22 protein-coding genes are annotated in these 23,955 nt (G+C 38.5%); 10 read left to right on the plus strand and 12 right to left on the minus strand.

Annotated features, from left to right (window positions below; all coding sequences use genetic code 11):
- Window positions 1-578: 578 nt before the first annotated feature.
- The gene (locus AACZ88_RS09730; protein WP_339709346.1) at window positions 579-926 is read left to right on the plus strand and encodes a hypothetical protein; all 348 of its coding nucleotides are present in this window, start codon (window positions 579-581) and stop codon (window positions 924-926) included.
- Window positions 927-1,016: 90 nt separating this feature from the next.
- On the opposite strand, the gene AACZ88_RS09735 is transcribed toward AACZ88_RS09730, so the two are convergent.
- From AACZ88_RS09735 to AACZ88_RS09750, 4 genes are all read right to left on the minus strand, one after another.
- Entirely contained in the window at window positions 1,017-2,462 is a 1,446-nt protein-coding gene (locus AACZ88_RS09735; protein WP_339709348.1) for an alkyl/aryl-sulfatase, read from the minus strand.
- Between the two features lie 114 nt (window positions 2,463-2,576).
- Window positions 2,577-3,305, minus strand: coding sequence for an SIP domain-containing protein (locus AACZ88_RS09740; protein WP_339709350.1), 729 nt, complete (start codon window positions 3,303-3,305; stop codon window positions 2,577-2,579).
- A gap of 91 nt (window positions 3,306-3,396) precedes the next feature.
- Entirely contained in the window at window positions 3,397-4,248 is an 852-nt protein-coding gene (locus tag AACZ88_RS09745; RefSeq protein WP_339709352.1) for an NAD(P)H-binding protein, read from the minus strand.
- Between the two features lie 439 nt (window positions 4,249-4,687).
- On the minus strand, window positions 4,688-5,137 hold the full coding sequence (locus tag AACZ88_RS09750) for a MoaF C-terminal domain-containing protein (RefSeq protein ID WP_339709354.1): 450 nt from the start codon (window positions 5,135-5,137) through the stop codon (window positions 4,688-4,690).
- Between the two features lie 226 nt (window positions 5,138-5,363).
- On the opposite strand from AACZ88_RS09750, the gene AACZ88_RS09755 reads away from it, so the two are divergent.
- Window positions 5,364-5,867, plus strand: a complete 504-nt coding sequence (locus AACZ88_RS09755; RefSeq protein ID WP_339709356.1) for a hypothetical protein — start codon at window positions 5,364-5,366, stop codon at window positions 5,865-5,867.
- Between the two features lie 104 nt (window positions 5,868-5,971).
- Here AACZ88_RS09755 and AACZ88_RS09760 read toward each other — a convergent pair whose 3' ends face one another.
- Together AACZ88_RS09760 and AACZ88_RS09765 are read right to left on the minus strand one after the other, a co-directional pair.
- Window positions 5,972-6,832: a helix-turn-helix transcriptional regulator gene (locus AACZ88_RS09760; protein ID WP_339709358.1), complete on the minus strand. Its 861-nt coding sequence runs from the start codon at window positions 6,830-6,832 to the stop codon at window positions 5,972-5,974.
- A gap of 585 nt (window positions 6,833-7,417) precedes the next feature.
- Window positions 7,418-8,605, minus strand: a complete 1,188-nt coding sequence (locus tag AACZ88_RS09765) for a hypothetical protein (protein ID WP_339709360.1) — start codon at window positions 8,603-8,605, stop codon at window positions 7,418-7,420.
- 320 nt (window positions 8,606-8,925) lie between these two features.
- Here AACZ88_RS09765 and AACZ88_RS09770 point away from each other — a divergent pair, with 320 nt between their 5' ends.
- From AACZ88_RS09770 to AACZ88_RS09800, 7 genes are all read left to right on the plus strand, one after another.
- Complete coding sequence (locus tag AACZ88_RS09770; RefSeq protein WP_339709362.1) at window positions 8,926-10,032, plus strand: DUF5009 domain-containing protein; 1,107 nt, start codon at window positions 8,926-8,928, stop codon at window positions 10,030-10,032.
- Between the two features lie 86 nt (window positions 10,033-10,118).
- A complete protein-coding gene (locus AACZ88_RS09775) occupies window positions 10,119-10,607 on the plus strand; it encodes an N-acetyltransferase family protein (protein ID WP_339709364.1) in 489 nt (162 codons plus the stop codon).
- Window positions 10,553-11,593 carry a hypothetical protein gene (locus tag AACZ88_RS09780; protein WP_339709366.1) on the plus strand — a complete coding sequence of 347 codons (1,041 nt, stop codon included), beginning with the start codon at window positions 10,553-10,555 and terminating at the stop codon, window positions 11,591-11,593. The genes AACZ88_RS09775 and AACZ88_RS09780 overlap by 55 nt, the downstream gene beginning before the upstream one ends.
- Window positions 11,594-11,858: 265 nt before the next feature.
- Window positions 11,859-13,508: a hypothetical protein gene (locus AACZ88_RS09785; protein WP_339709368.1), complete on the plus strand. Its 1,650-nt coding sequence runs from the start codon at window positions 11,859-11,861 to the stop codon at window positions 13,506-13,508.
- Between the two features lie 134 nt (window positions 13,509-13,642).
- Window positions 13,643-15,382 (plus strand): sulfate permease, encoded by a 1,740-nt coding sequence (sulP, locus tag AACZ88_RS09790; RefSeq protein ID WP_339709370.1) that lies wholly within the window; start codon window positions 13,643-13,645, stop codon window positions 15,380-15,382.
- Window positions 15,383-15,625: 243 nt separating this feature from the next.
- Window positions 15,626-15,997: a rhodanese-like domain-containing protein gene (locus AACZ88_RS09795; RefSeq protein WP_339709372.1), complete on the plus strand. Its 372-nt coding sequence runs from the start codon at window positions 15,626-15,628 to the stop codon at window positions 15,995-15,997.
- A 12-nt stretch (window positions 15,998-16,009) separates the two neighbouring features.
- On the plus strand, window positions 16,010-16,165 hold the full coding sequence (locus tag AACZ88_RS09800; protein WP_339709374.1) for a hypothetical protein: 156 nt from the start codon (window positions 16,010-16,012) through the stop codon (window positions 16,163-16,165).
- Window positions 16,166-16,286: 121 nt separating this feature from the next.
- Here the strand turns inward: AACZ88_RS09800 and AACZ88_RS09805 are convergent, their stop codons facing one another.
- The 6 genes from AACZ88_RS09805 to AACZ88_RS09830 form a co-directional block, all read right to left on the minus strand.
- Window positions 16,287-17,162 (minus strand): sterol desaturase family protein, encoded by an 876-nt coding sequence (locus AACZ88_RS09805; protein WP_339709376.1) that lies wholly within the window; start codon window positions 17,160-17,162, stop codon window positions 16,287-16,289.
- Between the two features lie 349 nt (window positions 17,163-17,511).
- Window positions 17,512-18,948 (minus strand): cardiolipin synthase, encoded by a 1,437-nt coding sequence (gene cls, locus AACZ88_RS09810; RefSeq protein WP_339709378.1) that lies wholly within the window; start codon window positions 18,946-18,948, stop codon window positions 17,512-17,514.
- A 173-nt stretch (window positions 18,949-19,121) separates the two neighbouring features.
- A complete protein-coding gene (locus tag AACZ88_RS09815; protein WP_339709380.1) occupies window positions 19,122-19,805 on the minus strand; it encodes an ABC transporter ATP-binding protein in 684 nt (227 codons plus the stop codon).
- A gap of 2 nt (window positions 19,806-19,807) precedes the next feature.
- Complete coding sequence (locus AACZ88_RS09820; protein ID WP_339709382.1) at window positions 19,808-21,070, minus strand: FtsX-like permease family protein; 1,263 nt, start codon at window positions 21,068-21,070, stop codon at window positions 19,808-19,810.
- The gene (locus AACZ88_RS09825) at window positions 21,070-22,152 is read right to left on the minus strand and encodes an HlyD family efflux transporter periplasmic adaptor subunit (RefSeq protein WP_339709384.1); all 1,083 of its coding nucleotides are present in this window, start codon (window positions 22,150-22,152) and stop codon (window positions 21,070-21,072) included. Before AACZ88_RS09825 ends, AACZ88_RS09820 begins: the two co-directional genes overlap by 1 nt.
- 81 nt (window positions 22,153-22,233) lie before the next feature.
- The gene (locus tag AACZ88_RS09830; protein WP_339709386.1) at window positions 22,234-22,812 is read right to left on the minus strand and encodes a DUF308 domain-containing protein; all 579 of its coding nucleotides are present in this window, start codon (window positions 22,810-22,812) and stop codon (window positions 22,234-22,236) included.
- Window positions 22,813-23,017: 205 nt separating this feature from the next.
- Between AACZ88_RS09830 and AACZ88_RS09835 the strand changes: the two genes are divergently transcribed.
- Window positions 23,018-23,863 (plus strand): universal stress protein, encoded by an 846-nt coding sequence (locus tag AACZ88_RS09835; RefSeq protein WP_339709388.1) that lies wholly within the window; start codon window positions 23,018-23,020, stop codon window positions 23,861-23,863.
- Window positions 23,864-23,955 lie beyond the last annotated feature (92 nt).

A 23,955-nucleotide genomic window follows, 5' to 3' on the forward strand; every position in this document is an offset into this window, starting at 1 on the left:
CTACTTTTACTTGAAATAGTGATGTTACTATTGACGATAACCAGTTTATCCAACAGGCATACGCAAGCACTTCGTCATGAAACATCATGACAAGTCTTACATGCTTAAACGAAAAAAGTGTGGTTCTAAAATTGGTGTAAACCGCAACTGGGGTGGCAAACCCAAAATGCTACTGAAGTTTTTTCATATATTTGTAGTGCTTAAGGTGGTTAGACATTGTTTTAATCGCTTTTTATGGTTTCGGGAAATGCTTACACATTTCCCGATTTTTTTAGCGAATGTAATTTACTTGTTAATTTTTTTAAATATATGAATTATTTATTAACAAATAGTTAATAATTTTAACTTCCATATTTAGCTAGGCATGTATAGTACTTATAAAAGGGCAGTTTAAAAATTACATGTTTTGATGAAATGGCGTACAATACGTGGTAACATCTAAATTAAATAGCTGCTTTATTAACTTCTATTTTTATAGCGAATTCTAAAGCGTAGTTATCCGATTTTTTCTAAACCTTTCAGCGGTTCGTTGTTAGAAAGGTGATTTATCATGATCGCTATCGCCCAGTTTTGTAAACATGCCTCCCAAAACACAAATACACTTCACAGATTCTGAATGGAATGGAAATCGCTTTGGATTTGATGAAAATGACATTATATGGAAAACAGGTACCGAAATTATTAACGCAGGTTCTATTATTAACTTTACAAATTTAGATTCGAATACCATTGTTACTAATGGAACGGTATTCGGCGCTATGAAGTTATCAAGGAAGCACGACGCCATTTTTGCTTACTTGGGCAATAAAAGAATGCCCATTAAATTTTTAGCCGCAATAGCAAACAATAAATTAGGGTTTGGCACCTTAACGAATACAGGCTTAGTTAATGGAAAAACTGCAATCACATTCCAAAAAGAAAAGTAGTTCGAAAAATAGCCCTCCTCCTTTAATTCATAATTACATTTGTTGAATGAGCAGGGGCACCTAAGCTTTAAAATGTCGCTCTCCCTGCTATTACTTATTTAGAATGTCTTGTCCTTCATTTTTCTCCAATTCATAGGCATACGAAAGATAGTAGTTTCTCGCAGGAGCATTTATTTGTTGCGCTGCCAATGACCTTAACAACTTTACCTTGATTGTGATGACTCTTGATGTCTCATAGTCTGTTTGAAGCAGATGGTCGGCCAGTTGCAATCCCCATTGATAATCACCATCCTTTACCGATGTACTTAGTTTCTCAAATAGCTTCTTCTTCCCCCCTGCAAGTGCAATGATATGTTTCGCCTCTTGTGGTGAAGAAAGCGGGTAGAGATTTGTTGGGTTTCCATCAAACCAACCGACGTAGTGAAGAAATACAGAACGAACTCCCCAAGGCACCGAACCGTAAAATTCCTGTAAGTTCGGCTGATTAATTAGTGAATCGGGCAACCTAACATGATCAACCGTTTGTTGAAGTGTATATCCCTTGTTCATGGCATCTATCGTTTGCTGATAAACGCTTAAAATAGCTGTTGCGTAATTTTTTAGGTTACGATGGACCTTTGCTTTTCCCGATAATGGTCGTGTGTGGCCGGGCACGAGGTACTCCACAGGCAAAGTACTCATTTGTTGTATCGATTCACCCCATGATTTGACATCTCTGTATTGTGAACCTCGAATGGCATAAAGGTTGGGGAATGACTTGTAGTAATTATCACCCGTAAATAAGGTTTTCAACTCGGGAGTCCATACAAAAAGCTCGTCATTTGTTTCCCCGTCCGCGGCATGCAACTCAATATCGATGCCTGCCAATTCAACTTTCATAGAATCTTTAAATAGCGTGTTTGGTTTAATATACCCCTCTCCAGCCCTGTCTTTTGAAGTGATACCGGGTGCCACGCCTCTATTAATTATATCCTTTACGGGTAAATCTCGTCCAAATTGCCGTCCGTTACGCTTCTTTAAAATAGCTTCTACGGGCGAATGTTCCTGAAGCTCGTCTTTAAACCCTTCTCTTGCGATTATCGTAACATCTTCACTATTTCGAATAAAAGCCGAAGAACCACCGGTATGATCCAAATGGCCATGGGTGTAAATGAGCGCCTTTACAGGTTTGCCGCTTATTTTATTGAACTCTTGCGCGACCTTTTCCGCAGCACCCAAGGCGCGAAGTGCATCGATTATCACCACTCCTTCTTCCCCTATGATCATGGAAGCATTTGAACCATCATATCCGACTGCTACATACACGCTTTCATTCAATTTGATGATTTCAGGAGTAAATTCGGAACTTTGGGCTTTTAATTTGGTAATATTCGGATGTTCTTTTTCCTGTTCCTGGGATGCAATTTCGTCAGGGGGATTTTTACACCCCTGCAAATAAATAATTGCCGACAGAAGCATTAAGGCTTTTAGGATTGACCTATGTCGCAAAGCACCACACGTATCAATATTAGTTAGTTTATTTCTATTAATCTCCATAATTTTATAGTTCTTATATTTTGCAATTGCTTCTTTACTTCTTCCACAACGGTCGAACCATATCAGTAGGACTCCCAATGGCGCGACGCTTCCTATTTCCCTCGTTCGATCGTCTTATTCGAGTCCCCTTTTATTCGGATTCCAAAACGGTTTAGTTTTTATTTGTTTGGTTTCCCAATGAAGCTCTTTTCTAAGGTAATGATTTAGTGCAACACATATTCTGCTATCCCCACCAATGTAAGCCATTTTTTTACCCGTCATTTTGGGTACTATTTCGTTTACCTTAGCAATAATATCAGGGTAAGGGTTTGTGGCCATTTCATAAAAATCAAATGGCGTTGTACCATCAACATCAGAAAACAGTTCACTCTTTTTTTGGCTATAGATGATGCTTTTCATTTTCCGGTCTCGGGGAACATTGCGATGAATCATATACAGATGAGACAACGCCGATACATCACCGATCATCAAGTAACTATCTGCCGAATCATCTACCAAAAAATTTCCTTTCTTCCATTTGAAATAAACCTTATCCCCGACTTTACAATGCGTCGCCCATTTGGCGCCAATACCATTACTATGGGTAGCTACGGCCAGATCTAAATAACCTTCGGCTTGGTTAATGTTCCAAACGCTGTAACTTCTTATTTTTTCTTTTAAAGAAAGTTCTCTATCGTTTAGTCCAACTCCCACTCGTAAAAAATACCCCGGTACAAAATCAGCTTTATGTATACTATCGCTTCGCAAACGAATTTTCCAGACGGCTTCTGAAAGCCTTGTTCTTTCTTCAATTATTGTTTCTTGAAGTACAACTTTCTTTATTATATTTTCAATAAGCCCCATTTATTAATTTTCGTAAAAGATTCATATGTATTGTGACTTTTAACCAAATTTGCCCTTACGCCCTTCTTCTTTCATCGATAAAAAAAACCAACTATTCTTGAGCTTTGATTTCTTGAACCATTTCAAGCGGGGTTTTATGCGCTCTTCCTGCGGCCTTTGCAAAATCAGAATGTACATCGTTCGCACCTATATTGATCCCTTCATAGATACCTGCTATTATGGTTCCCAAAAAGTCACCTAAGGCTTCTTTTCGCTCCTTTTCATATACTTCGACCGAAACCGCTTCGTAAGTCAGGTTTGTATGGTACACCTGATTGATAAGGGCAGCTAATTCTGCTTGGCTAATGGCCTCACCAACCAGGTTATAAATCTGCCCGTTATTTCCTTCATCGAGCAGCATTTGTGCATAGGCATAACCCAATTCTTCTCTACTGGTGTACGCACATTTTCCGTCTCCGGCACAATTACGAATACCACCCTCTTTAACATAGTTTTCAATATACTCGAGATCCGGTTCGATATAAATGCCATTTCTACCAATGACCCATTGCATACCGTATTCCTGAACATCTTTTTCGGTCTGTCGATTGCTTTTTACTACCGGACTAAATGCTGTTTCGCTATCATTTCCCACTATACTGGTGTACACGATTTTTTTAACACCATTTTGCTCTGCAGCCGCTATAACATTTCTATGTTGCTGAATTCTTTTTTGAGGGTCGTCCATACCTGAAACCAAAAGCACAGCATCGATTCCCTGTAGAGCTTTATCAAAATCATGGCGATTGTTGTAATCTCCTTGCCTAATTTCGACTCCGAGATGATTTGCTTTTTCAGGTGTTCGCGCAATTCCAACAATATTTTGGTTTCCGATTTTTTTAATAAGATGTTTTATAATTGAAGCACCTAATTTTCCACTTGCCGATGTTACCGCTATTCTCATATTACGTTGATTTAATAACTTTAAAATTAAGTTGTTACTGCTTTTTCTTTTCGCAATGTCACTAATTTATCTTTTATATATGGTATTCTAATGATAAGGCCCAAGCCTACGATCATGGCATAAACAATCCATGTTTTATCTAAAATTGCCACGTGCAGAAGACTCATAAAAATGGTAAAAGTGGAACCAAAGGTTAGTGACGACTTCTATATCAAAGGCGTATACCAAAATAGCCTTAGCTTTCCCATTACATACATATTTCAAGAAACCAATATGCTTCTTGTTGCCAACAGGGGGTGTCAGGAATCCATTATCTATGAAAAAAAAATCTTACGAAGCCATAGCAACCATCATGGCATCCAAAATACGTTTTCTATTCATCCCTATTTTGCCATTCGTATAATTCCCCAGCATATGTGGTTATAATGTTGATTTAAAGTTATTCAGGAATCTTCAGGTGATCGATAATACCACTTCTAAATACCGTTTTTAACGTTCTTTCGGGCTTGTTTTCATAACCGATTATAATGGAACTATGTACAATCATTTTCTCAAAATCAAAAACAATGGTCAAATAGTCCTTTATTCCTGTTTCGTGCCAATTGACCAAATAAAGATTCTCACCAATTTTAAGGGAGCGGTATGGAATATCTTGATTTCCATTTCCCTTTGCGGGTCCGGCAACCCACTCATATTTGGCTAGGCCGTCATTAAATTCCATATGTATTGCCGTAGCATTTTGATACTGAAAATTCAAGGTGTAACCGTCTAGGAAATGTTCAGGTTCCCCAAATTGAAATTTATTTTCTTCCGTTGTGCTGCTTTGCCCAAAACTATGCCCAACACTGAATAGTACAAGGCAAATAAATGCAGCTAATTTTGTTTTCATTATCTATGACTTTAAAGTTGGGTACAAAATTGGCACTATCTCCGATGACCGGGTAGGTTAATCTTCGATAAATAATGGTAAATATGGGAACATAGTGTCTACACCCCTATTTTGATCAGTATTCATGTAGCTCCCTTTCACCGAAAGCTCGGTCTAACAACAAATCTCATTATATTTTGCTATCTTTAGGATGCATAACAAACTATGTTCAACTATTTCCTGGAATATGAAACCAACCAATGTACTGCCTATTCTGATTTTGTTTATTGGTTTAACAATTACCTCCTGTGAATTTAATATTAACAAAGTCGATAAATCAGCCGATAAATATTCCTCTGAACTAAAGGAAGATAACATCCCTAAAAAATTTAGAATTAGTAAAACTGAATTATTGGGTAAGTGGGTACAAACAGGTACTACGGAAATTCAGAGAAAAAAAACCGCACTACATATTATGAGTATTAATTTTAAGGAGGATTTAAAAGCTGACATGCTATTGTCCGATTCATTGGGAACTAGAACGGTTATAGGTGATTGGGACAATAAGGATTCCGAGTATTCGATGAAAATTGGGGATAATTTGGGCGGCGATGTAAAGCTAACGTTTGGCGTACTGCTTAAATATTTTCGAGACAGTCAAAGAATGAATATAATTACACTTACCGAAGAGTTAAATAACGGAAAGATACTGCTCAAATCGCCCGGAGGTGTAATTTTTGAAAAAGAGTAAAAATCCGAATAATATACTATGCCCACTCTTGCAAAACCTAGGAACAATTTCTTTCCGCCACAAACTCAAGCTTAACGTACGATTGGGCGCTGTAAACGAAACGACTATAGCCCCGTTTTAAATTGTTTTGGTGTAGTGTTTGTATGTTTTTTGAAGAATTTAGTAAAATTTGTTACTTCATCGAAACCCACTGCATATCCTATTTCCTTTAAACTATAGTTGGTGCTTGCAATGGCTCTTTTTGTCTCAAGGATGACAAAATCATCAATAAAATGCTTGGCCGTATTCAGGGTAAATTCTTTGACAATTCGATTCAAATGCTTTGAAGAAACCAGTAGCTTATCTGCATAATCCTTGACATTTCGTGTAGTGACATAGTTTTTTTCCACCAAATTTTTAAATTCGAGAAACAAGGGATAATATTTACTTTGTTTTGGTGGGGCAACAGTCTGAGAAAGGCGTTCTAGTCTAAGCAAATATAATTCAAGCATTGCAGCCACGATATTTTTTTGGGCATAGGTGTTTTCCATCGCAAGTTCAATTTTTAGTTGCTCAATAAACGGCTCGTTAAAATTAATTCCGTCAACGGCAGCTTTCGATATATGGTAATTGTAAAGATGGGATATAAACTCGATGGATGATTTTGAAAAATAGTTTAACACAAACTCTTCGGTAAACACAATAAGGAATCCATCGTAACTCGGATTCTCTTCAAATGCATGTACTTGCCCTTTCGCTATTTTTAATACTGTACCTTTTTTTAAAGAATACTCACTAAGGTCAACGTGATGACTTCCTTCACCTTCTGTAACAACCAACAATGCAAAAAAGCCAAGTCTATGAGGTTTATTAGGATTATGGTCTAAACCTTCCTTTATTTTAACGAATAAGTCATTCAGATTAATAAATTCGAACTCCCTTTCGTTTTTTTCACCTTGAAATGATATGGTGGGTATGTTATTCAATTCGATACGGTTTAAGCAGCTACTAAACTAGGGCTATAATTTGACTAAGATACAGCGATATTTGATGCATAGCGCATGCCTAGTCCCATCATATTCACAGGGAAGGTGCTTACAAATCACCCGAAGACTTTCAAAACTTGGTTCGAAACATTCTTATACTAACTTTTCAATTCTTAAAAACGTGAACATCACAGTACCGTTTAAAAACCCAGAGGTTTTTTTTAGGTCATAGACCAAACTGGTTTCGGAAATTATCGTACTACCCGAAATAGTAATGCTATCCACCCAAAAAATGAATTATTTAAAGATATTCCGAATAACCAGTCCGTTGTCATCTTATGGTTGGCTGGCTTTCCGAAAGATAAATATGCTCTAAATCATGATAACGGCCATGCATTAAATATAGCACTCAAAAATGGAAGTTGAAAAAAACGGAAAGCGGAAAACGCTGGTTTTAGTTTTAAATATACTCCGTACCTTGTTGTATGATTATTAAGTGGTTTGTTAACCTTTTTAATTAGAAAAAGAAAAAACGACCTACCAAATAACGTCTAAAAAATAGCTAGACAACATAAAAAACAAAACTTACGGTAAGGTATCAAGGTCAAAAGAATAAATATTGCCCAAGTCATCGGAGAAAAATATAAGTTTAGTTTCATCGGGTAAAAAACTAGCCTTACTCGAAGTAGCATCCCCGTTTTTCCCATTTATCCGGGTCTTTAATTGAATGCGCTCTTTAAACTCCCAACCACCTTTCTTCTTTATAATTTCATTGACTGAAATAAAATATCGATTGCTCTCTCGATTTCTGACTGAATGTACTTCGTATATTTTCCCAGATTCAACGTGATTAATAATGGGGCGGCTAGGACTTCTTTCCCTAGTAAGGTTTTCGTATGGAATATTGGTCCATTTACCCTGTACGTCCCGTACTCGAAAGACAAACTGAGGTTGATCGATTTCGTCAACACTATTTTTGGTGACCATGGCCATTTCCCCATTTTTAAACATCGTAGCATTCAAGTGATCATCTGCATTATTATCGCCCTGCTGAACAACTACAACCGATGACCACTCGTTAGGGGCATCCCCATCATAGTGAATTCGTTCATTAATCGATTCCGTATTTTGGTTCGACCAGAAAACCGAAACTTGATTTTTCAGCCGAACGATTAAAGAGATATCGTCTTTGTTGATGTTATCTGCCAGCGTAAATGGCTCTGACCAATCTCTTCCGTTAGAAGAATGCCAAACCATAATTTTTTCATTTAGGTCAGCGCAGACCCAATATTGATTTTTTAAATCTTGGGTAATAGTAGCAGTTTCCATAGCATGACAGTTAGGAGGAATGGGAAGATGAACTTGCGACTGATGTTCATATTGACCGCTATGTTCGGAATGTGCTATTTGCACTACACTTAAAACACATTCACCAACTAAAACTATATGCGCCTCGTCACCCCTGCTCCACACATCTGCCTTACTCGGTAAACCATGCCACGCTCTATTAACGGTAGATTGGCTTGTCCACCCAAAAGTATCTTTTTTCAATAATTTAGGGCCGTCTACATCACCCACTACGAGCCATTGCCCATGATTCGTCGTCCATGATTTTGATTGAGGTTTGTCCGCAGTAGCATCTCCATAATTAACTTTGAAGATAGGGTCTAAATAAATTTCAGGTGTTTTGGTCATTTGAGCAAATGCCCCATAGCTGCTCACCAAAAGAAAAAAAAGTGAAGAAAATAGAAGTAAAATAGTTTTTAGCTTCATAAAGTTATTCATTTGATAGCGAAATTAACCTTTTAACTTGGGAGCTCGATGAAAGTAAGTTTTTTTGAATTTAAATAAAGCCATCGAATTATTTAAATCAGAGTGAATGGTATGGCATCGTGTCATTACGAACATTGACTCGATTTGCCTAAGGAAAAACAAGCAGTCACATAAATTATAGGCCTTTATTTGCTCTGCATTTACTAAATTTAGATGTTGAAATGTGCAGCAAAACACATTTGACAAGTTCAAATTAGGTTGAATCGGTTCGCTGAAATTGCCTGACACAAAAATAAAACGCGACAAACAGCGACCATACCATGTCTGAAAAACGAAACGCACGCCTGCTCTCCCTTGATACATTAAGAGGATTCGATATGCTTTTTATCGCTGGGGGCGGAACCTTTATAACGCTATTGCGGGGCAAGACTGAAATGCCATGGGTCGATGCAATGGCCAATCAACTAGAACATGTGCCCTGGAACGGTTTTGTTTTCTATGATTTTATTTTTCCTTTATTCTTGTTCATTACGGGAGTATCCCTTACGTTTTCGCTCAGCAAGGGAGTTTCGGTGGGCGTTCCCAAAAAGGTCCTGTATAAAAAAGTGTTTTGGCGAATGGTCATACTTATTCTCTTGGGAATCCTTTACAAGAACAGTCCTTTCCCATTTTTTGAACCTTCCAAAATACGGATGGGGAGTGTTTTAGGGCGTATCGGTATTGCTAGTTTTATCACGGGTTTGCTCTACCTTAATTTTTCCCTTGTAAAACGAGTATACTGGATCGCGGGTATCCTTTTAAGCTACTACGCCCTCCTATTCTTGGTGCCGGTACCTGGTTATGGCTCGGGTGACTTATCGTTCGAAGGTAATTTAGTGGGTTGGTTCGACCGCACTTTTTTACCCGGCCGCCTTCATCAAGTTACCTACGATGAACTCGGCATATTGACCACTTTTCCCGCCATCTGTATTTCTATTTTTGGAAGCATTGCAGGAGAAATACTTAGAAGTAAATCCACAGAAAATAAAAAAACAATAACACTGGTAGTGATCGGCATATTATGTGTTGCCATTGGTTTGTTATGGAACCTTCATTTTCCGATAAACAAACGCCTTTGGTCAAGTTCTTTTATAGTATTTACGAGCGGACTCGGTTTTTTGACATTGGCAGTTTTCTATTGGATCATCGATGTAAAGGGCTATCAAAAATGGACATTCTTTTTTAAAGTAATCGGCTTGAATTCCCTCGTAATTTATTTTGCCTACCGGTTTATAAGTTTCTCTCATACCTCGGAAAAATTGTTAGCTGGCCTCTATGCCCCCCTTGCCGAGAAATGGCACGAAGTAGTCGTAGCCTTGGGTGCGCTGGTCTTAGTATGGCTGCTACTATTTATACTATACAAGAAAAAAATATTTATAAAAGTTTAAAATGGTTTAGAAAACCCTCTTTTTGACACAAGTATTTAAATTATTAAAGTACCAAAAAAAGCACTTATAAGCATAAGAAAAAAAGTATGATCCGAGAAATGATCGACCACGATAGTTCAAGAGTTCTTGAAATCTATCAGATGGGGCTTGACACCAAGAATGCTACATTTGAAACCGCAGTTCCTACATGGAATGAATGGAATTTAAAACATCTAAAACATTCAAGATTCGTCTATCTCGATAATGACAAGGTAGTCGGGTGGATTGCTTTATCACCGGTTTCCGAAAGATTGGTGTACGAAGGCGTGGCAGAAGTAAGCACTTATATTGATACCAATAGGCTGGGTAAGGGAATTGGTTTGGCACTCATGGATAAAATGATAACTTCATCTGAAGAACATGGTATTTGGACTTTATTCTCGAGCGTATTTCCTGAAAATAAGGCAACACTTAAAATTCATGATAAATTTGGATTTAGAACTATTGGTATAAGAGAAAAAATCGCTAAACTTGATGACAAATGGAGAGATACGATATTATTGGAGCGGAGAAGTCGAGTGGTCGGATTATCATAAGAAGCCTCAGCCTCCCCTTACTACTATTTATTTTACTGTTGTTTTCAAAACAGACAGAAGCACAAAGCAATATATTAAGTGACTTAAATTCTCCCATTATTTTTAAAGGGAACGATTCAATAGCCTATCGAGACCCTGCAATTTTATTCCATAAAGATGTGTTTCACCTGTTTTATACCCTTGTGAGGTCTGAAAATGGGCTTATTTACTCCTATACGGCTTGCAGTACATCAAAAGATTTAAAACATTGGAGTCCGGCTAAAATTATTACGGCCAAAGATCAAAACTTAAATTTTAGTAGTCCCGGAAACATCATCCGATTTAAAGATGAGTGGATTCTAAACCTACAGACATACCCCAGACCCGGCCTAGGTGTAAAAGATAAAACCACCTATGGATCTGCAGATGCGCGAATTTTTATAATGCGAAGCAAAGACTTAGAAAACTGGAGCGCTCCTGAGTTATTGAAAGTTAAGGGAGCTGATGTAAAAGAAGCCGATATGGGAAGAATGATTGATCCTTATATCGTAGAGGATAAAGATGAAAAAGGAAAGTGGTGGTGCTTCTACAAACAAAATGGTGTCAGCATGTCTTATACTTATGATTTTAAGAATTGGACCTTTTGTTGCCATACGGAATCGGGTGAGAATGTTACCGTACTTACCGAAAATAATGCATACATTTTGTTCCATTCTCCGCACAATGGTATCGCAATTAAACGCTCGACCGACCTTAAACACTGGAAAGATTGGGGAGATTTGGTTGTTTTAGGACAAAGGCAATGGAATTGGGCTAAAGGCCGAATTTCGGCAGGTACGGTAGTCAACCTCACTGAAAATCCTACGATTGGTAAATATCTAATGTTTTTTCATGGTTCAGGTCCGAGAACTGAGCAAGAAGGAGATTTTGATAAAAACGCTTCATTAGGCATAGCTTGGAGTGACGATTTATTGCATTGGGATTGGCCTGGAAAAGCAGCTAAATAAACACAATCCGTAGCAAAGGAACTGGCCGGAACAATGTACTATCAACGAATTGTCAAGGGTAACATAACGCCTTTACAGCGATATTTCTACCTACTTGGCCTTTATATTCTTCCAGTTGTTATTTAAGAAAAATGTATTGCTCAATTAAATGTTTTTTGTGTTTACAAATGAAATTCACCAGTTTTGATAAAATTTACAAACACTTAATCTTTAACAATTCCATTGGGTCTATACAAGAATTGCTATCAAATAAAATACGTCTAACATGAAATATTCCTCCTTATTTATTTTTTTATTTTTCTGTGCTGTTACAGTACTGGGACAGACTCAAAGGCCGGTTGAAAATGTTGTGATTACCTCCACTAAGAAAAAAACCCAAGTAGCAACAGCTAAAAATGGGGATTTGCAGATAAATGTATCCCCAAAGGATGTCAATAAATTTAAAGCCCTTGGTGTAGTGCGCTATAGCGATTTCGGGGCCATTGGAGATGGCAAAACAGATGACATCGATGCAATTGCCGCAACCCATGCCTTCGCCAATCAGCACGGCCTTACGGTAAAAGCCGACGAGGGATATACATACTACATTGGAGGAAAAGAGCGAACAGCGGTCATTCGAACAGATACCGACTTTGGTACAGCCGCCTTTAGTATTGACGATACCAAAATCGAAAACCGTCGCGCCTCAATTTTTGTGGTCAGCTCTAACCTGCAACCGTTTAAGCTTGAGGGCATATCGTCGCTTAAGAGGAATCAGGAGAAAATCGATGTCTCCTTGCCCGGACCCTGCCTGATAACCGTCACCAATTCCAATATAAAACATTATATCCGCTTTGGGCTGAACCAAGACAACGGCTCGCAGCAAACGGATATCTTTGTCGTTGATAAAAACGGTAATGTAGATTTAGATGCTCCGATTATCTGGGACTTCGACCAGATTACCAATGCGACTGCACTTCCCATGGACGGTACTACACTAAAAATCACGGGAGGACGTTTTACCACCATTGCCAATAAAGCAGCATCTAAATACACTTATTATAGTCGTAACATAGCGATCAGGCGCTCCAATGTGGTTTTGGAGGGGATGGAACACCGCATCGTTGGCGAAGGAGATCATGGCGCTCCCTATGGAGGCTTTATCAATGTGGGTGACTGCGCTTATATTACCATCAAGAATTCTATCTTTACCGGACACAAGACCTATAGTACCATTGGTTCGGCAGGAAAACCCGTATCCATGGGGTCTTATGACCTTCAGGTCAACCGCGCCCTGAATGTATCATTTTTAAACTGTAGCCAGACAAATGATATCAACGATAGAAAATACTGGGGCATCTTGGCTTCAAACTACTCAAAAAATCTTGTCTTTGACAATTGTACCTTTTCTAGGTTTGATGCCCATAAAGGCGTCGCCAATGCCACTATTCGTAACTCTGAATTGGGGCATATGGGAATCAATGCCATTGGCAGTGGTACCTTGACTATTGAGAATAGCACGATCCGCGGAAGGAGCCTTGTCAATCTACGCTCCGATTATGGCAGTACTTGGCAGGGGGAAATCGTAATTAGAAACTGTGTTTTTGCGCCCCCTGGAGAAAAGCTTACAAATGTCAGCCTGATTAGTGGTTCCTATTCTGGGTTGCATAATTTCGGCTACACCTGTTATCTGCCTGAACGAATTACCATCGAAAACCTTCATATCAATGATTCAAACCAACCGGATGATTACCAAGGTCCTACCATTTTTAAAGATTTCAATCAACAAATGACTGACGGTTCTTATCAAGAGAAATTTCCTTATGTGAGGGCTAGCGAAATCTTTTTAAAGAATGTGACCACAGAAAGTGGCAAGGACCTGAATATCAGCAACAATCCTTTTATGTTCAAAGATGTGCAAGTGCATACCGATTAACATCGCCCTCTATACCTAAGGGGGCTAGACTGCCCTTTATAGCAATCATACAGAATATTAATTCTAACGGTTCGGTAACCAATGTTACTGTAGGGCGAGGCTATGGTTCGTAGTTTTGGAACCAAACCTATATCGTGCTGAAGAAATACATTCCTATATTACAGTGGCTCCCCGATTATAAGAAAGCTTATTTATCGGGAGATATTTTTGCGGGATTGACCGTAGGAATAATGCTTGTTCCTCAGGGTATGGCCTATGCAATGATTGCTGGTCTCCCTCCAGTTTTTGGTCTGTATGCCTCCCTCGTTCCCCAAATCATATACGCCATTATGGGAACTTCTCGTCAATTGTCGGTCGGTCCAGTAGCAATGGACTCACTTTTAGTCGCCTCCGGGCTGGGAGCGCTAGCGCTTTCAGGTATTGACGAGTATATTGCTATGGCCATTTTTTTGGCGTTGTTTATGGGGTCAATTCAATTGTTTTTAGGATTGTTGCGTATGGGTTTCTTAGTCAATTTCTTATCGAAACCTGTAATCAGTGGATTTACTTCGGCTGCGGCTATCATTATCGGTCTCAGCCAATTAAAACATCTTTTGGGAACAACGATAGAAGGAAGCGGTAAAGTGCACATTTTATTGCAAAATGCTTTCTCAACGATTTCTGAAACAAACCTTATCACATTATCCATTGGCATAGTTTCAATTGTCTTGATTAAAACAATGACAAAAATTAATAAAAATATACCGGTGGCCCTTATTGTTGTTATCTTAGGTATATTAGGAATATACTTTTTCGGGCTAAATGATCTAGGCGTCAAAATTATCGGGGAAATACCCAAAGGGTTACCCAAATTTAATGTCCATTACCTTGATTTTTCAAGAATTTCTGAACTTACCCCAATTGCGCTTACTTTGGCGCTCATCGCTTTTATGGAAGCCATCTCCGTTTCAAAAGCAATACAAGAGCGCCATACAGACTATACCGTTGATGCTAATCAAGAATTGATAGCCCTGGGCACTTCAAATATCATCGGTTCTTTTTTCCAATCTTACCCTACATCTGGTGGGTTTTCAAGAACCGCAGTAAACGATTTGGCCGGTGCAAAAACGGGTGTTGCACCCATGATAAGTGCTATGATCGTTGGCCTGACACTCCTTTTCCTAACACCATTGTTCTACTATTTACCAAACGCCGTGCTCGCCGCGATAATAATAGTAGCCGTCTTCGGATTAATCGATGTTAAATTTCCCGTTTATCTATTTAAAAATAGAAGAGATGAATTTTTCCTGTTAATGGCAACCTTCATTATTACGCTTACAATTGGTATTAAGGAAGGAATTCTATTAGGCGTACTTATTTCACTACTATTATTGGTATACCGAACATCAATGCCCCATATGGCCGTATTGGGAAGGATACCGGGTACTAATTATTTTAAAAATGTGTCACGCTTCGGGGAAACTATTGAAACTTACAGCGAGTTCTTGATTATTCGTTTTGATGCACAGCTTTTTTTCGGAAACAAAGACTATTTCAAAAATGAACTGCAAAAACAAATTGACAGAAAAGGAAGTTCACTTAAATATATAATTCTTAATGCAGAAGCCATAAACTATATTGATAGCAGCGCGGTACACCTACTCAGGCAAACTATTCAAGAATTAAAGAACAAAGAAATAAAACTAATTATAGCAGGAGCCATCGGTCCTACACGTGATATCCTTTATTCAAGTGGACTCATCCATGACATAGGAAAAGAGAACATTTTCGTAACGACTCATGAAGCCTATCAGCATTGTATAGCGTTTAGTAAAAAATCGGATATAGAAGAGCAGATTTCGTTACAATCGCAGAAATCGACTTATGCAACTTGAGCAATTGTACAAATTGTAAAAATTCAATCGGTATTAGATGTCTAATAACTCAAAATAATAAAATAGGAAATCATGAAAATAGAACACATTTACACCGGTTATCTGGCACAAGGCGCCTAGCACATTGAAAGTAAAGACGAAATTGCGATTATCGACCAGCCAGTGGTTTGATAAAGTCATTTTAATTAATTTTACGGAAGGTGAATAATTCAATCTGATAATTAAAGATAAAAACATACCTTGATGAAAAGAAACCTCCTATTTGTTGTTCTCATTATCGCCCTATCCTGTAAATCTCAAAATGACGGGGTCGCCAAGGTCATTGATATTGACACTTTTAAAACAGAAGTAATTGGCAAAGATGTTCAATTGGTCGATGTTCGCACCTTAAAAGAATATAACGCCGGGCACATTGACGACGCAATCAATATAGACATTTCGAACAATGCCACTTTTACCAAAGAAATTCAAAATCTTGATAAAGAAAAGCCCATATACGTCTATTGTCAAATGGGTGGCAGAAGTAACAAGGCAAGCCAGCAATTACGTAAGATGGGGTTTAAAACCATATTCGATTACTCCGGTGGATATGGGGAATGGAGCAAACAGCACTAAATTCAATTTAAAATGACTGAAAAGGAACAATTCGAGGCCATCGCCAAAGAAATACATAGTGATACGAGCCCGGTGGGAATAGACGCCAAAAAAACACATATCCTGATATTACAAAAATTAATGGCTATCGAAGAGCGCCTAGTCCGTTTGGAGAAGAAAATGAAATAAACCCAAAAAACAGCGGTTGAGTCAAATTAAAAAACGGTCTGATTAGACCGCCCGTAGTTTATTACCGAAACATCAAAGAATCGGATGAAGTGATAAATGGCACTAAATAGAAGGCGCAAATTTATTTTTGCCCACGTTTAAAACCATACGTATTCTGATGAATGAAATCTTTGGGGAAATGCTCATCTCCAGGAAACCCTAGTTCAATGGTGCCGCTATCTTCGGGAATATGGTGTGTTCCAAAAATATAGTCCCAAATGCTTAAACTAATTCCGAAGTTAACGCCGTATGTACCTTTGGGTAGATCGTAGGCGTGATGGTACAGATGCATTACGGGGTTGTTCAACAAATATTTCAACGGTCCCCATGTGATCTTAATGTTGGAATGATTGAAATGGCCGATTGCAATGGCAAAAAAATGTACGATATAGGCTTGTTCGGGTTCAAAGCCTCCCAAAATCATAACCCCAAAAGTCTTCAGGGGTTTATAGAGTAAATTTTCCATCCAATGATAGCGCAGATGTGCTGCAAAACCCATTTCCTTAACGCTATGGTGCACTTTATGAAATTTCCACAGAAAGGCATATTTGTGTAATAAAATGTGAGTAAACCATTGTACAAAGTCTAGTATAATAAAAAATACAAGTAATTGTAACCACATCGGCCATCTTGTTGGGTCAATTAAAGCCAAACTTTGTATGCCTATACCAATATCTCCAAATAACACGCCTATCAATTTATAAAAACCGCTGATGGCAATGGCGAACAGAAAGAAATTGAAAAACATATAAAAACCATCCAGCCAAAAATCTTTCCTAAAAACGGATTGCTGCTTACGCCATGGAAAAAAGATTTCCAGCAACCACACCACAAGGGAAATTATGATAAGTCCCCAAAAATAGTTGGTATACCATGGAACCTCGAATATTATCGATTTCCATGTCCAGTCTACCGTTCCTTCAAACGCTTTTACAAAAGCATCTATATATTTCTTCATTATAACACTTCATCACTATGTGCATAAAGATATAGCAAACTTTTTATCCGTAAAGTAACCTAAGTTACACGATGCAATGAATTTGTTTGACCTTGGTCTATTGTAGTACTTGTACTTTTTTTGAATTGAATTGGTTATTTTTTGCCCAAAATATATGAGTTCAAAAAAGAGGATTTTGTTCATGGTGATTCTTAGCCATTATGCTGGTCGGAACAACCTCCATCGTCATCAACAATACTCGATTTTAAAAACATTTTTCATTTTGGATATCACTTAGATTGTTTAAAATTATCGGTGACCTTATCACACCGCTTTTCGCATGTCAAAAGTCTGATACTGGTGATGTCGCCTATAAAACCGGGCTAAAAACTTTGGCAAAGCCCTCCTTTAAACGGTCGACCTTACTTCTTTTTATAAACTCTTGATAATCTATTCGTTGGCTTATTTCACAGTCCTTTAGAAAATCATTTTTTAATTGTTGGGTAAGTACCTTGTCATATGCCAGAACGTTGACCTCATAATTCTGCTCAAAACTTCGAACATCTAAATTTGCGGTACCTATCGTAGTCAATTCATCGTCCGAAAGCATCATTTTACTATGAAGAAATCCATCGGGATATAAATAAATCTTTACCCCAGCTTTTAGAAAATCTTCAAAATAAGATCGAACACCCCACTTGAGTAAAAGACTGTCGCAATTCGTCGAAAGCATGAGTCGAACATCGGCACCCCCCAATGCCGCTACCTGTAAGGCCTCCATCAGCGATTCTCCCGGAATGATATAGGGGTTTGCAATATAAACGTACTTCTTCGCCCTATTGATTATCGAGAAATAGAGTTGGTGCACTGACGAGAAATCGGAATCGGGGCCACTTGAGACGGTTTGAACGATAGATTTTCCTAGTTTCGGAACTTCCGAAAAATACCTCAGGGATAAAATATCATCCTTGCCGCTGGCAAAATTCCAATCCATGGCGAACACCGCTTGTAGACTATTCACTACAGGCCCCCTGAGCCGAAGGTGCATATCATGCCATGTTCCCAGAACGGGGTCTCCTATCAGATACTTGTCAGATACATTGATACCGCCCATAAATGCCGTTACACCATCGACTATGACTATTTTCCGATGGTTTCGATAGTTAATTGACGATAACAACCTGCCAAAACGTATAGGTAGAAACCCATAAACCTCAACACCCGCATCTTTGAGCAGGCGAATATATTTACGGCCCAGCCTTTTGCTGCCCACCCCATCGTACAAAAATCGCACTTCTAAACCTTCCTTTTTTTTCTGTTGTAGTATGTATAAAAACTTATCTGCCAACTCGCCTTGCTCAAAAATATAATATTGAATGTGTATAAATTTTTGGGCACCTTCCAAGGCTTGAAAAATGGCATCAAAAGTTGCGGATCCATTATTGAACGGAGTCAACACATTACCTATAGTTGGTAAAAAACTGGAGTTTTTGGCGATAAGCCTTACCAATTTCACATGCCTTTTTATAGGATCGGGGAGATTACCATGTTCGTTGTTCTCGATATCATCACAATAGTTTTCAACGGTATCGAGATATGCTGAAATCTCCTTTGTCTTTTTGAGCTTATAAAACTTATTCTTGCGCCTATTGCGCCCCAGCACGAAGTAAAACATCATACCACCCACCGGGATGGTAAAAATAGCGAGAAGCCAGCCTAAAGTTTTGGTGGGTCGAATGCCATTAAGCAATAATTTACCAACTATACCCATGGCGAGTAAAAAATAAATAATGAGTGCGATGGTCATATGCCTACCATTTTCTAAACATGGTGTAAAATCATGCCACTAAACTATGATTAGCAGGTGAGTTTCAAAATGACATCGGTCATTTGACGGTAATGACTATTAATAACCAAAAACCAGTAGACGGCAAAGGGTAATTTACCGAGTGTTGGCAAAAATCATTAAGGTAATTCGCCTCACTCCTTTATGATGTATCCATCTTCCATTTCAATAATACGATCCGTCTTATTGGCAAAATCAGTATCATGCGTAACGATAAGCAAAGAAAGGTTGCGCTCTTGAACCAAGTCTTTAAAAATCTCCATTACGTTTTGTGTATTGTGGCTATCGAGGTTTCCTGTAGGCTCATCCCCCATTATAATATCAGGGTCATTGATAAGGGCTCGGGCAATGGCAACCCGTTGTTTTTGACCACCTGATATACGGGAGGCCAGTTTATGTGCCTGTTCTTCAATATGCAGTAATTTGAGCTTCTCCATCGCATCATGCTCAATTTCCTGATTCGATTTAATACCCAACTTTTTCGCAGGAAGCATCACATTTTCCAATACCGTAAATTCAGACAATAGGTAATGAAACTGAAAAACAAAACCGATATGCCGGCTTCTAATTTTCGCCAGTTCTTCATGATGCTTTCCGGTCAGTTTATCACCTCCCAAATAGAGTTTACCTTCATAATCGGTATCCATCGTAGAAAGAATATACAACAAGGTCGATTTGCCACAGCCCGACTTCCCCATGATCGAAACGAACTCCCCGTTCTTGATGGTAAAGTTAATGTCTTTCAAAACATGAAAAAGCACGGGCTCTCGAAAGTATTTATTGATGTTTTTGGCTTCCAAAATAATTTCTTTCCCCATAACTATTGTCCCCTAATGATTTCTACAGGATCTATTTTCTCTGCTTTTCGGGCAGGCAGGTAGCCCGCCAAAAAGGTCGAAACCATCGCAAATACTACCCCGATAACATAATACGAAATATCGTAATTGACAGGAAACGTCTTAATTGTGGGAAGAGCCTGTGTCTCGAAGGGCAAATTATCGATTATGACAGATATTCCATACCCGACAAGAATACCAAAAAATCCCCCGACCAAGCCAATTAAGAGGGCTTGGCTCATAAATATGTACTTTACGTCTTTCCCTGAAAAACCGGCCGCCTTTAAAATGGCTATGTCATTCATCTTTTCGTAGATAAGCATGTTCAATATATTGTAGATGCCGAACCCCGCCACAATCAAAAGCGTAATCGATACGGCGTAGGTAATCAAGTTACGTATGGAGGTACCGGTCTCGAACTGGGCATTTGCCTCATTGATATCGATAGCTGTTACATAAAATTGTTTTTCCAGGCGTTCAGCCATGGCAACGGCCTGCTCCATTTCGTAGAGTTTTATATTGATATCAGTAATATAATTTCTTGGTTCTCCCAATATGCGTTGCACCGTCTTAAGACTCGCGAAACTCTGAATATCATCGATTTCAGAGAGTCCGCTTTGGTAAATCCCAACAATTTTTAAAGGAAAAACATCCCCTCCCACGGTACTTACCTGAACGGTATTGCCAACATGCAAGGACATTTTCGTTGCAGCCCCGGCCCCCATAAGTATACCATTATCGAAATTGGCCAGTGTCTCAGGGTCACCTTTGACGACATAATCACCGAAATTAAAAAGACGTACTTCTTCTTTCACATCGATACCGACCAAATTTCCGCCTAATTCAATCGATCCCGAAATATAGAATATCTGTGCATTCACTTGAGGAGTCGCGCCCTTGACATCAGGATTTTCATTCAATTTTTTCATTAACGGAAGAGCGTTGTGAATTTTGGTCTGTGTAAACTTGGGTTTTACAGAGTGCACTATTTTAATACCGTCCCGTACCTTTTCGTAAAAATCTATGGGTTGTTTTATCGAAGGTTTTATTTCATTATAAATATGCACGTGTGGCGTTCTATTGAGGATAAGACCATCTAAAAGTCCGTTAAGTCCGGTCATAAAACTCACCAAGATAATAAAGGTGCCTATGCCAAAAGTCACACCTAGAGCGGCAACTCCCGTTTGTTTGATACGTGAAAGCAGATGCGTTTTCGAGATACTTAATATGATGCTCCAATTGGTCATTATTCAGGTCTATAGATTTTCGTAACTGCATCGATACCCGAGATAATCTCCACTTCCTCTATATTTCTTTTGCCGGTAGTGACATCTTTAAGACCATCATCTGTTTTTACTTGGTTGTTTTCCGTCAAGTATTCCAAGGGTATAGTCAATGTGTTCTCTTTTTCGGAGATAACAATATTGGCCTCCCCTGCCAGTCCCGGATACAAAACCTGGGGGGCACTTTCAAAAACAGCTTCGACTTTAAAGGTTTGGGTGCGTTCATCTTTCTTAGGATAGATCTTAACTACTTTTCCCTCGAAAAGTGCATCGGAATAGGCATCTAAAGTAATCAAGACTTTTTGACCCTTTTCGATTTTTACGATATCTACCTCATCGATCAATAAATCGACAATAAAAACATTGGAACTACCCATACTGGCCAACGGTTGTTGCGTTGTAATAATTTCTCCCTCATTTCGATAGATGGCATATACGCGGCCATTTATTTTACTGGTGAGCATAAAATCCTTCGTATTTATAATAGCCGATTGGTAATTGTTGTCAGCTTGACGCACACGGCTCTGTAAATCGTTTTGAGTACGCAGGTACCGATTATTCAATTGCTCTAATGTATTGGCCGATGCTTCATAGTTCAATTTTTTAACTTCAAATTCGGCCTGAGATCCTATCTTTTGTTCCCAGAGCCTTTGCTGACGCATAAAGTTCACAGAGTCGTTCTGGAACTTCAATTGCGCGGTTTGAAGTTCCTTCTGAAGACCTGCAAGCACAGCCGCATTTCCACTATAATCTTCTTTTGCCTGCTGCAGACTCAGTTTGGCGTTCTCACGATTCAGATCAGGCATTTTATTAAAAATCTGAAACAATTGTTGGCCCTTGATCACGGTATCCCCCTCGTTAACCAACTGCCTGTCCAAAATTCCCGCTACCGCCGAATAAACTTCATAGAGACTGTCAGGTTGCACCAAGGCCGAGGCATAAACCGATTCTACAAGTGTGGTTCTTTTAGGAGTAATTCCATCTTTTTTACTTTTACACGAAAAAAATAACACTATCGAAAAAATGACAACTAATTTTTGAAACATGGTGTTGCGCTTAACTCTCTTAATTAAAAATTATTTATCGGTTTCTTTTCTAACTTAATTACGTAAATAATAAATAAGAGGTTATAAAGAATTCTCGATATGTTTTCGCAATTTACCGAGATGGTAGGCTACCGAGAAATTAAACATTCCCAAGGCCAAAAAGCCCATTGCAGTGGCATAAACAATACTTAAACCTCCCAATACCGGATAGATATAGATTAAGATGGCGAAGAGCAGTGTGCCTATTCCCATGGCCAGCATCCAAACCCATCCTTTAATATCGAACGATTTGAGGCGTAACGCGATTAATGTGGAAACAACCCCTTTGTACATTAACCAAATAGCCAAAACATAAGGCAGCATGGACATGGTCATTACAGGATTGAATAGTAGCACTCCCCCGATTATAAAATCTATGATTCCACCGACCAAATGCCAACCCCAATTATTGGTTTCCTTGCGGTATAGCGTCGAACCGACAATTTCAAACACTCCCGTTATAATCAACGCCAGCGTAAAAAAAAGGCTAAGCGACATATAGCTGGTCATCGGGGTAATAAATATCCAAGTCCCCAAGAGCAAAAAAAGAATTCCCAATAACAGATGTTTCCACCATTTTTTTGTTTGAGGTTCGTAATGCTTACGTGTGAAATAATTCATGATTTTTTACTTAATCTCATCAAAACTACAATGCTATTTTGAGTTCTGGAATGATATAAATCATGTACATATTGCATGGTTCCGTAAAAAACTAACCAAATTTAATAATTTACAAACACTACTAAATCAATGGGTTAAACTACCTGACAAATGTCATAGTTTTAAAAAAAGACACCAATTATCTTTAAAACAAATGAATCGAAATATGAGAAAAGTTTTGGTGCCCACAGATTTTTCAGAAAACGCCTTGAATGCGATAAAATACGCTTGTCAGATCTTTAAATATGAAAAAAGCGAATTTTTTATCGTACACACCTTTGCTGACGAAGTATATCGTCGCGATGTAGATAATGATCGTTCTCTTTTAAATGAATTAAAAGAAACGATCTTTCAGAAGTCTGAAGAAGAACTGCAAAGGGTACAGCACGCAATAACCGCCTATTCCCCGAACCCAAAACACAATTACAACTATATTTCTGCATTTGGTACTTTAGTCGACGAAGTAAACGATATCGTTAACAAAGAGCATATGGATATTGTAGTCATGGCCACTCGCGGTCAAACCAATGATCGCAGTATTACCTTTGGCAGCAATACCCTACAAGTACTCAAGTATGTCGATTGTCCAGTGTTGGCTATTCCAGAGAATTATGCGTACCATCCACCAAAAGAAGTATTATTTCCGACCAATTATTTATTGCCTTACAAACGTCGCGAGCTAAAATTGCTCTCTGACATGACAGAGTCCTTCCGGTCCATCATTCACCTACTTTATATCGACCCGATAAAGCGACTTTCTTTACGCCAAGAAGACAATCAAGAATTTCTAAGGCAGTGCCTAAGAAAAAATAAACTGGTCTTTGAGACCACACCGGAAAAAGACAAAACCATTGCAATATCAAAATATATCGTACATAAAAAAATAGACATGCTGGTGATTGTGAATTCCAGACATTCCTATATCGAAGATATGTTGTATCAATCTACCATCGACAAACTTGGCCTTCATGTTAAAATACCATTCTTGGTCATGCAGAATTTGTCGCGATAAAAGCAAATACAATTTCAGTATCCACAGAAATATGGAAAATTTCATATACCAACTTTCTACAGTATCTCTGTTGTACTGACCGGCATTAAGCA

The organism is uncultured Kriegella sp. (assembly GCF_963975415.1).
Lineage (GTDB): Bacteria > Bacteroidota > Bacteroidia > Flavobacteriales > Flavobacteriaceae > Kriegella.

What these genes read in the sequence shown, in the direction of transcription:
- AACZ88_RS09730 (WP_339709346.1), top strand. Translation starts at nt 579, where the DNA reads ATGCCTCCCAAAACACAAATACACTTCACAGATTCTGAATGGAATGGA.
- AACZ88_RS09735 (WP_339709348.1), bottom strand. Translation starts at nt 2,462, where the DNA reads ATGGAGATTAATAGAAATAAACTAACTAATATTGATACGTGTGGTGCT.
- AACZ88_RS09740 (WP_339709350.1), bottom strand. Translation starts at nt 3,305, where the DNA reads ATGGGGCTTATTGAAAATATAATAAAGAAAGTTGTACTTCAAGAAACA.
- AACZ88_RS09745 (WP_339709352.1), bottom strand. Translation starts at nt 4,248, where the DNA reads ATGAGAATAGCGGTAACATCGGCAAGTGGAAAATTAGGTGCTTCAATT.
- AACZ88_RS09750 (WP_339709354.1), bottom strand. Translation starts at nt 5,137, where the DNA reads ATGAAAACAAAATTAGCTGCATTTATTTGCCTTGTACTATTCAGTGTT.
- AACZ88_RS09755 (WP_339709356.1), top strand. Translation starts at nt 5,364, where the DNA reads ATGAAACCAACCAATGTACTGCCTATTCTGATTTTGTTTATTGGTTTA.
- AACZ88_RS09765 (WP_339709360.1), bottom strand. Translation starts at nt 8,605, where the DNA reads ATGAAGCTAAAAACTATTTTACTTCTATTTTCTTCACTTTTTTTTCTT.
- AACZ88_RS09770 (WP_339709362.1), top strand. Translation starts at nt 8,926, where the DNA reads ATGTCTGAAAAACGAAACGCACGCCTGCTCTCCCTTGATACATTAAGA.
- AACZ88_RS09775 (WP_339709364.1), top strand. Translation starts at nt 10,119, where the DNA reads ATGATCCGAGAAATGATCGACCACGATAGTTCAAGAGTTCTTGAAATC.
- AACZ88_RS09780 (WP_339709366.1), top strand. Translation starts at nt 10,553, where the DNA reads ATGGAGAGATACGATATTATTGGAGCGGAGAAGTCGAGTGGTCGGATT.
- AACZ88_RS09785 (WP_339709368.1), top strand. Translation starts at nt 11,859, where the DNA reads ATGAAATATTCCTCCTTATTTATTTTTTTATTTTTCTGTGCTGTTACA.
- AACZ88_RS09795 (WP_339709372.1), top strand. Translation starts at nt 15,626, where the DNA reads ATGAAAAGAAACCTCCTATTTGTTGTTCTCATTATCGCCCTATCCTGT.
- AACZ88_RS09800 (WP_339709374.1), top strand. Translation starts at nt 16,010, where the DNA reads ATGACTGAAAAGGAACAATTCGAGGCCATCGCCAAAGAAATACATAGT.
- AACZ88_RS09805 (WP_339709376.1), bottom strand. Translation starts at nt 17,162, where the DNA reads ATGAAGAAATATATAGATGCTTTTGTAAAAGCGTTTGAAGGAACGGTA.
- cls (WP_339709378.1), bottom strand. Translation starts at nt 18,948, where the DNA reads ATGACCATCGCACTCATTATTTATTTTTTACTCGCCATGGGTATAGTT.
- AACZ88_RS09815 (WP_339709380.1), bottom strand. Translation starts at nt 19,805, where the DNA reads ATGGGGAAAGAAATTATTTTGGAAGCCAAAAACATCAATAAATACTTT.
- AACZ88_RS09820 (WP_339709382.1), bottom strand. Translation starts at nt 21,070, where the DNA reads ATGACCAATTGGAGCATCATATTAAGTATCTCGAAAACGCATCTGCTT.
- AACZ88_RS09825 (WP_339709384.1), bottom strand. Translation starts at nt 22,152, where the DNA reads ATGTTTCAAAAATTAGTTGTCATTTTTTCGATAGTGTTATTTTTTTCG.
- AACZ88_RS09830 (WP_339709386.1), bottom strand. Translation starts at nt 22,812, where the DNA reads ATGAATTATTTCACACGTAAGCATTACGAACCTCAAACAAAAAAATGG.
- AACZ88_RS09835 (WP_339709388.1), top strand. Translation starts at nt 23,018, where the DNA reads ATGAGAAAAGTTTTGGTGCCCACAGATTTTTCAGAAAACGCCTTGAAT.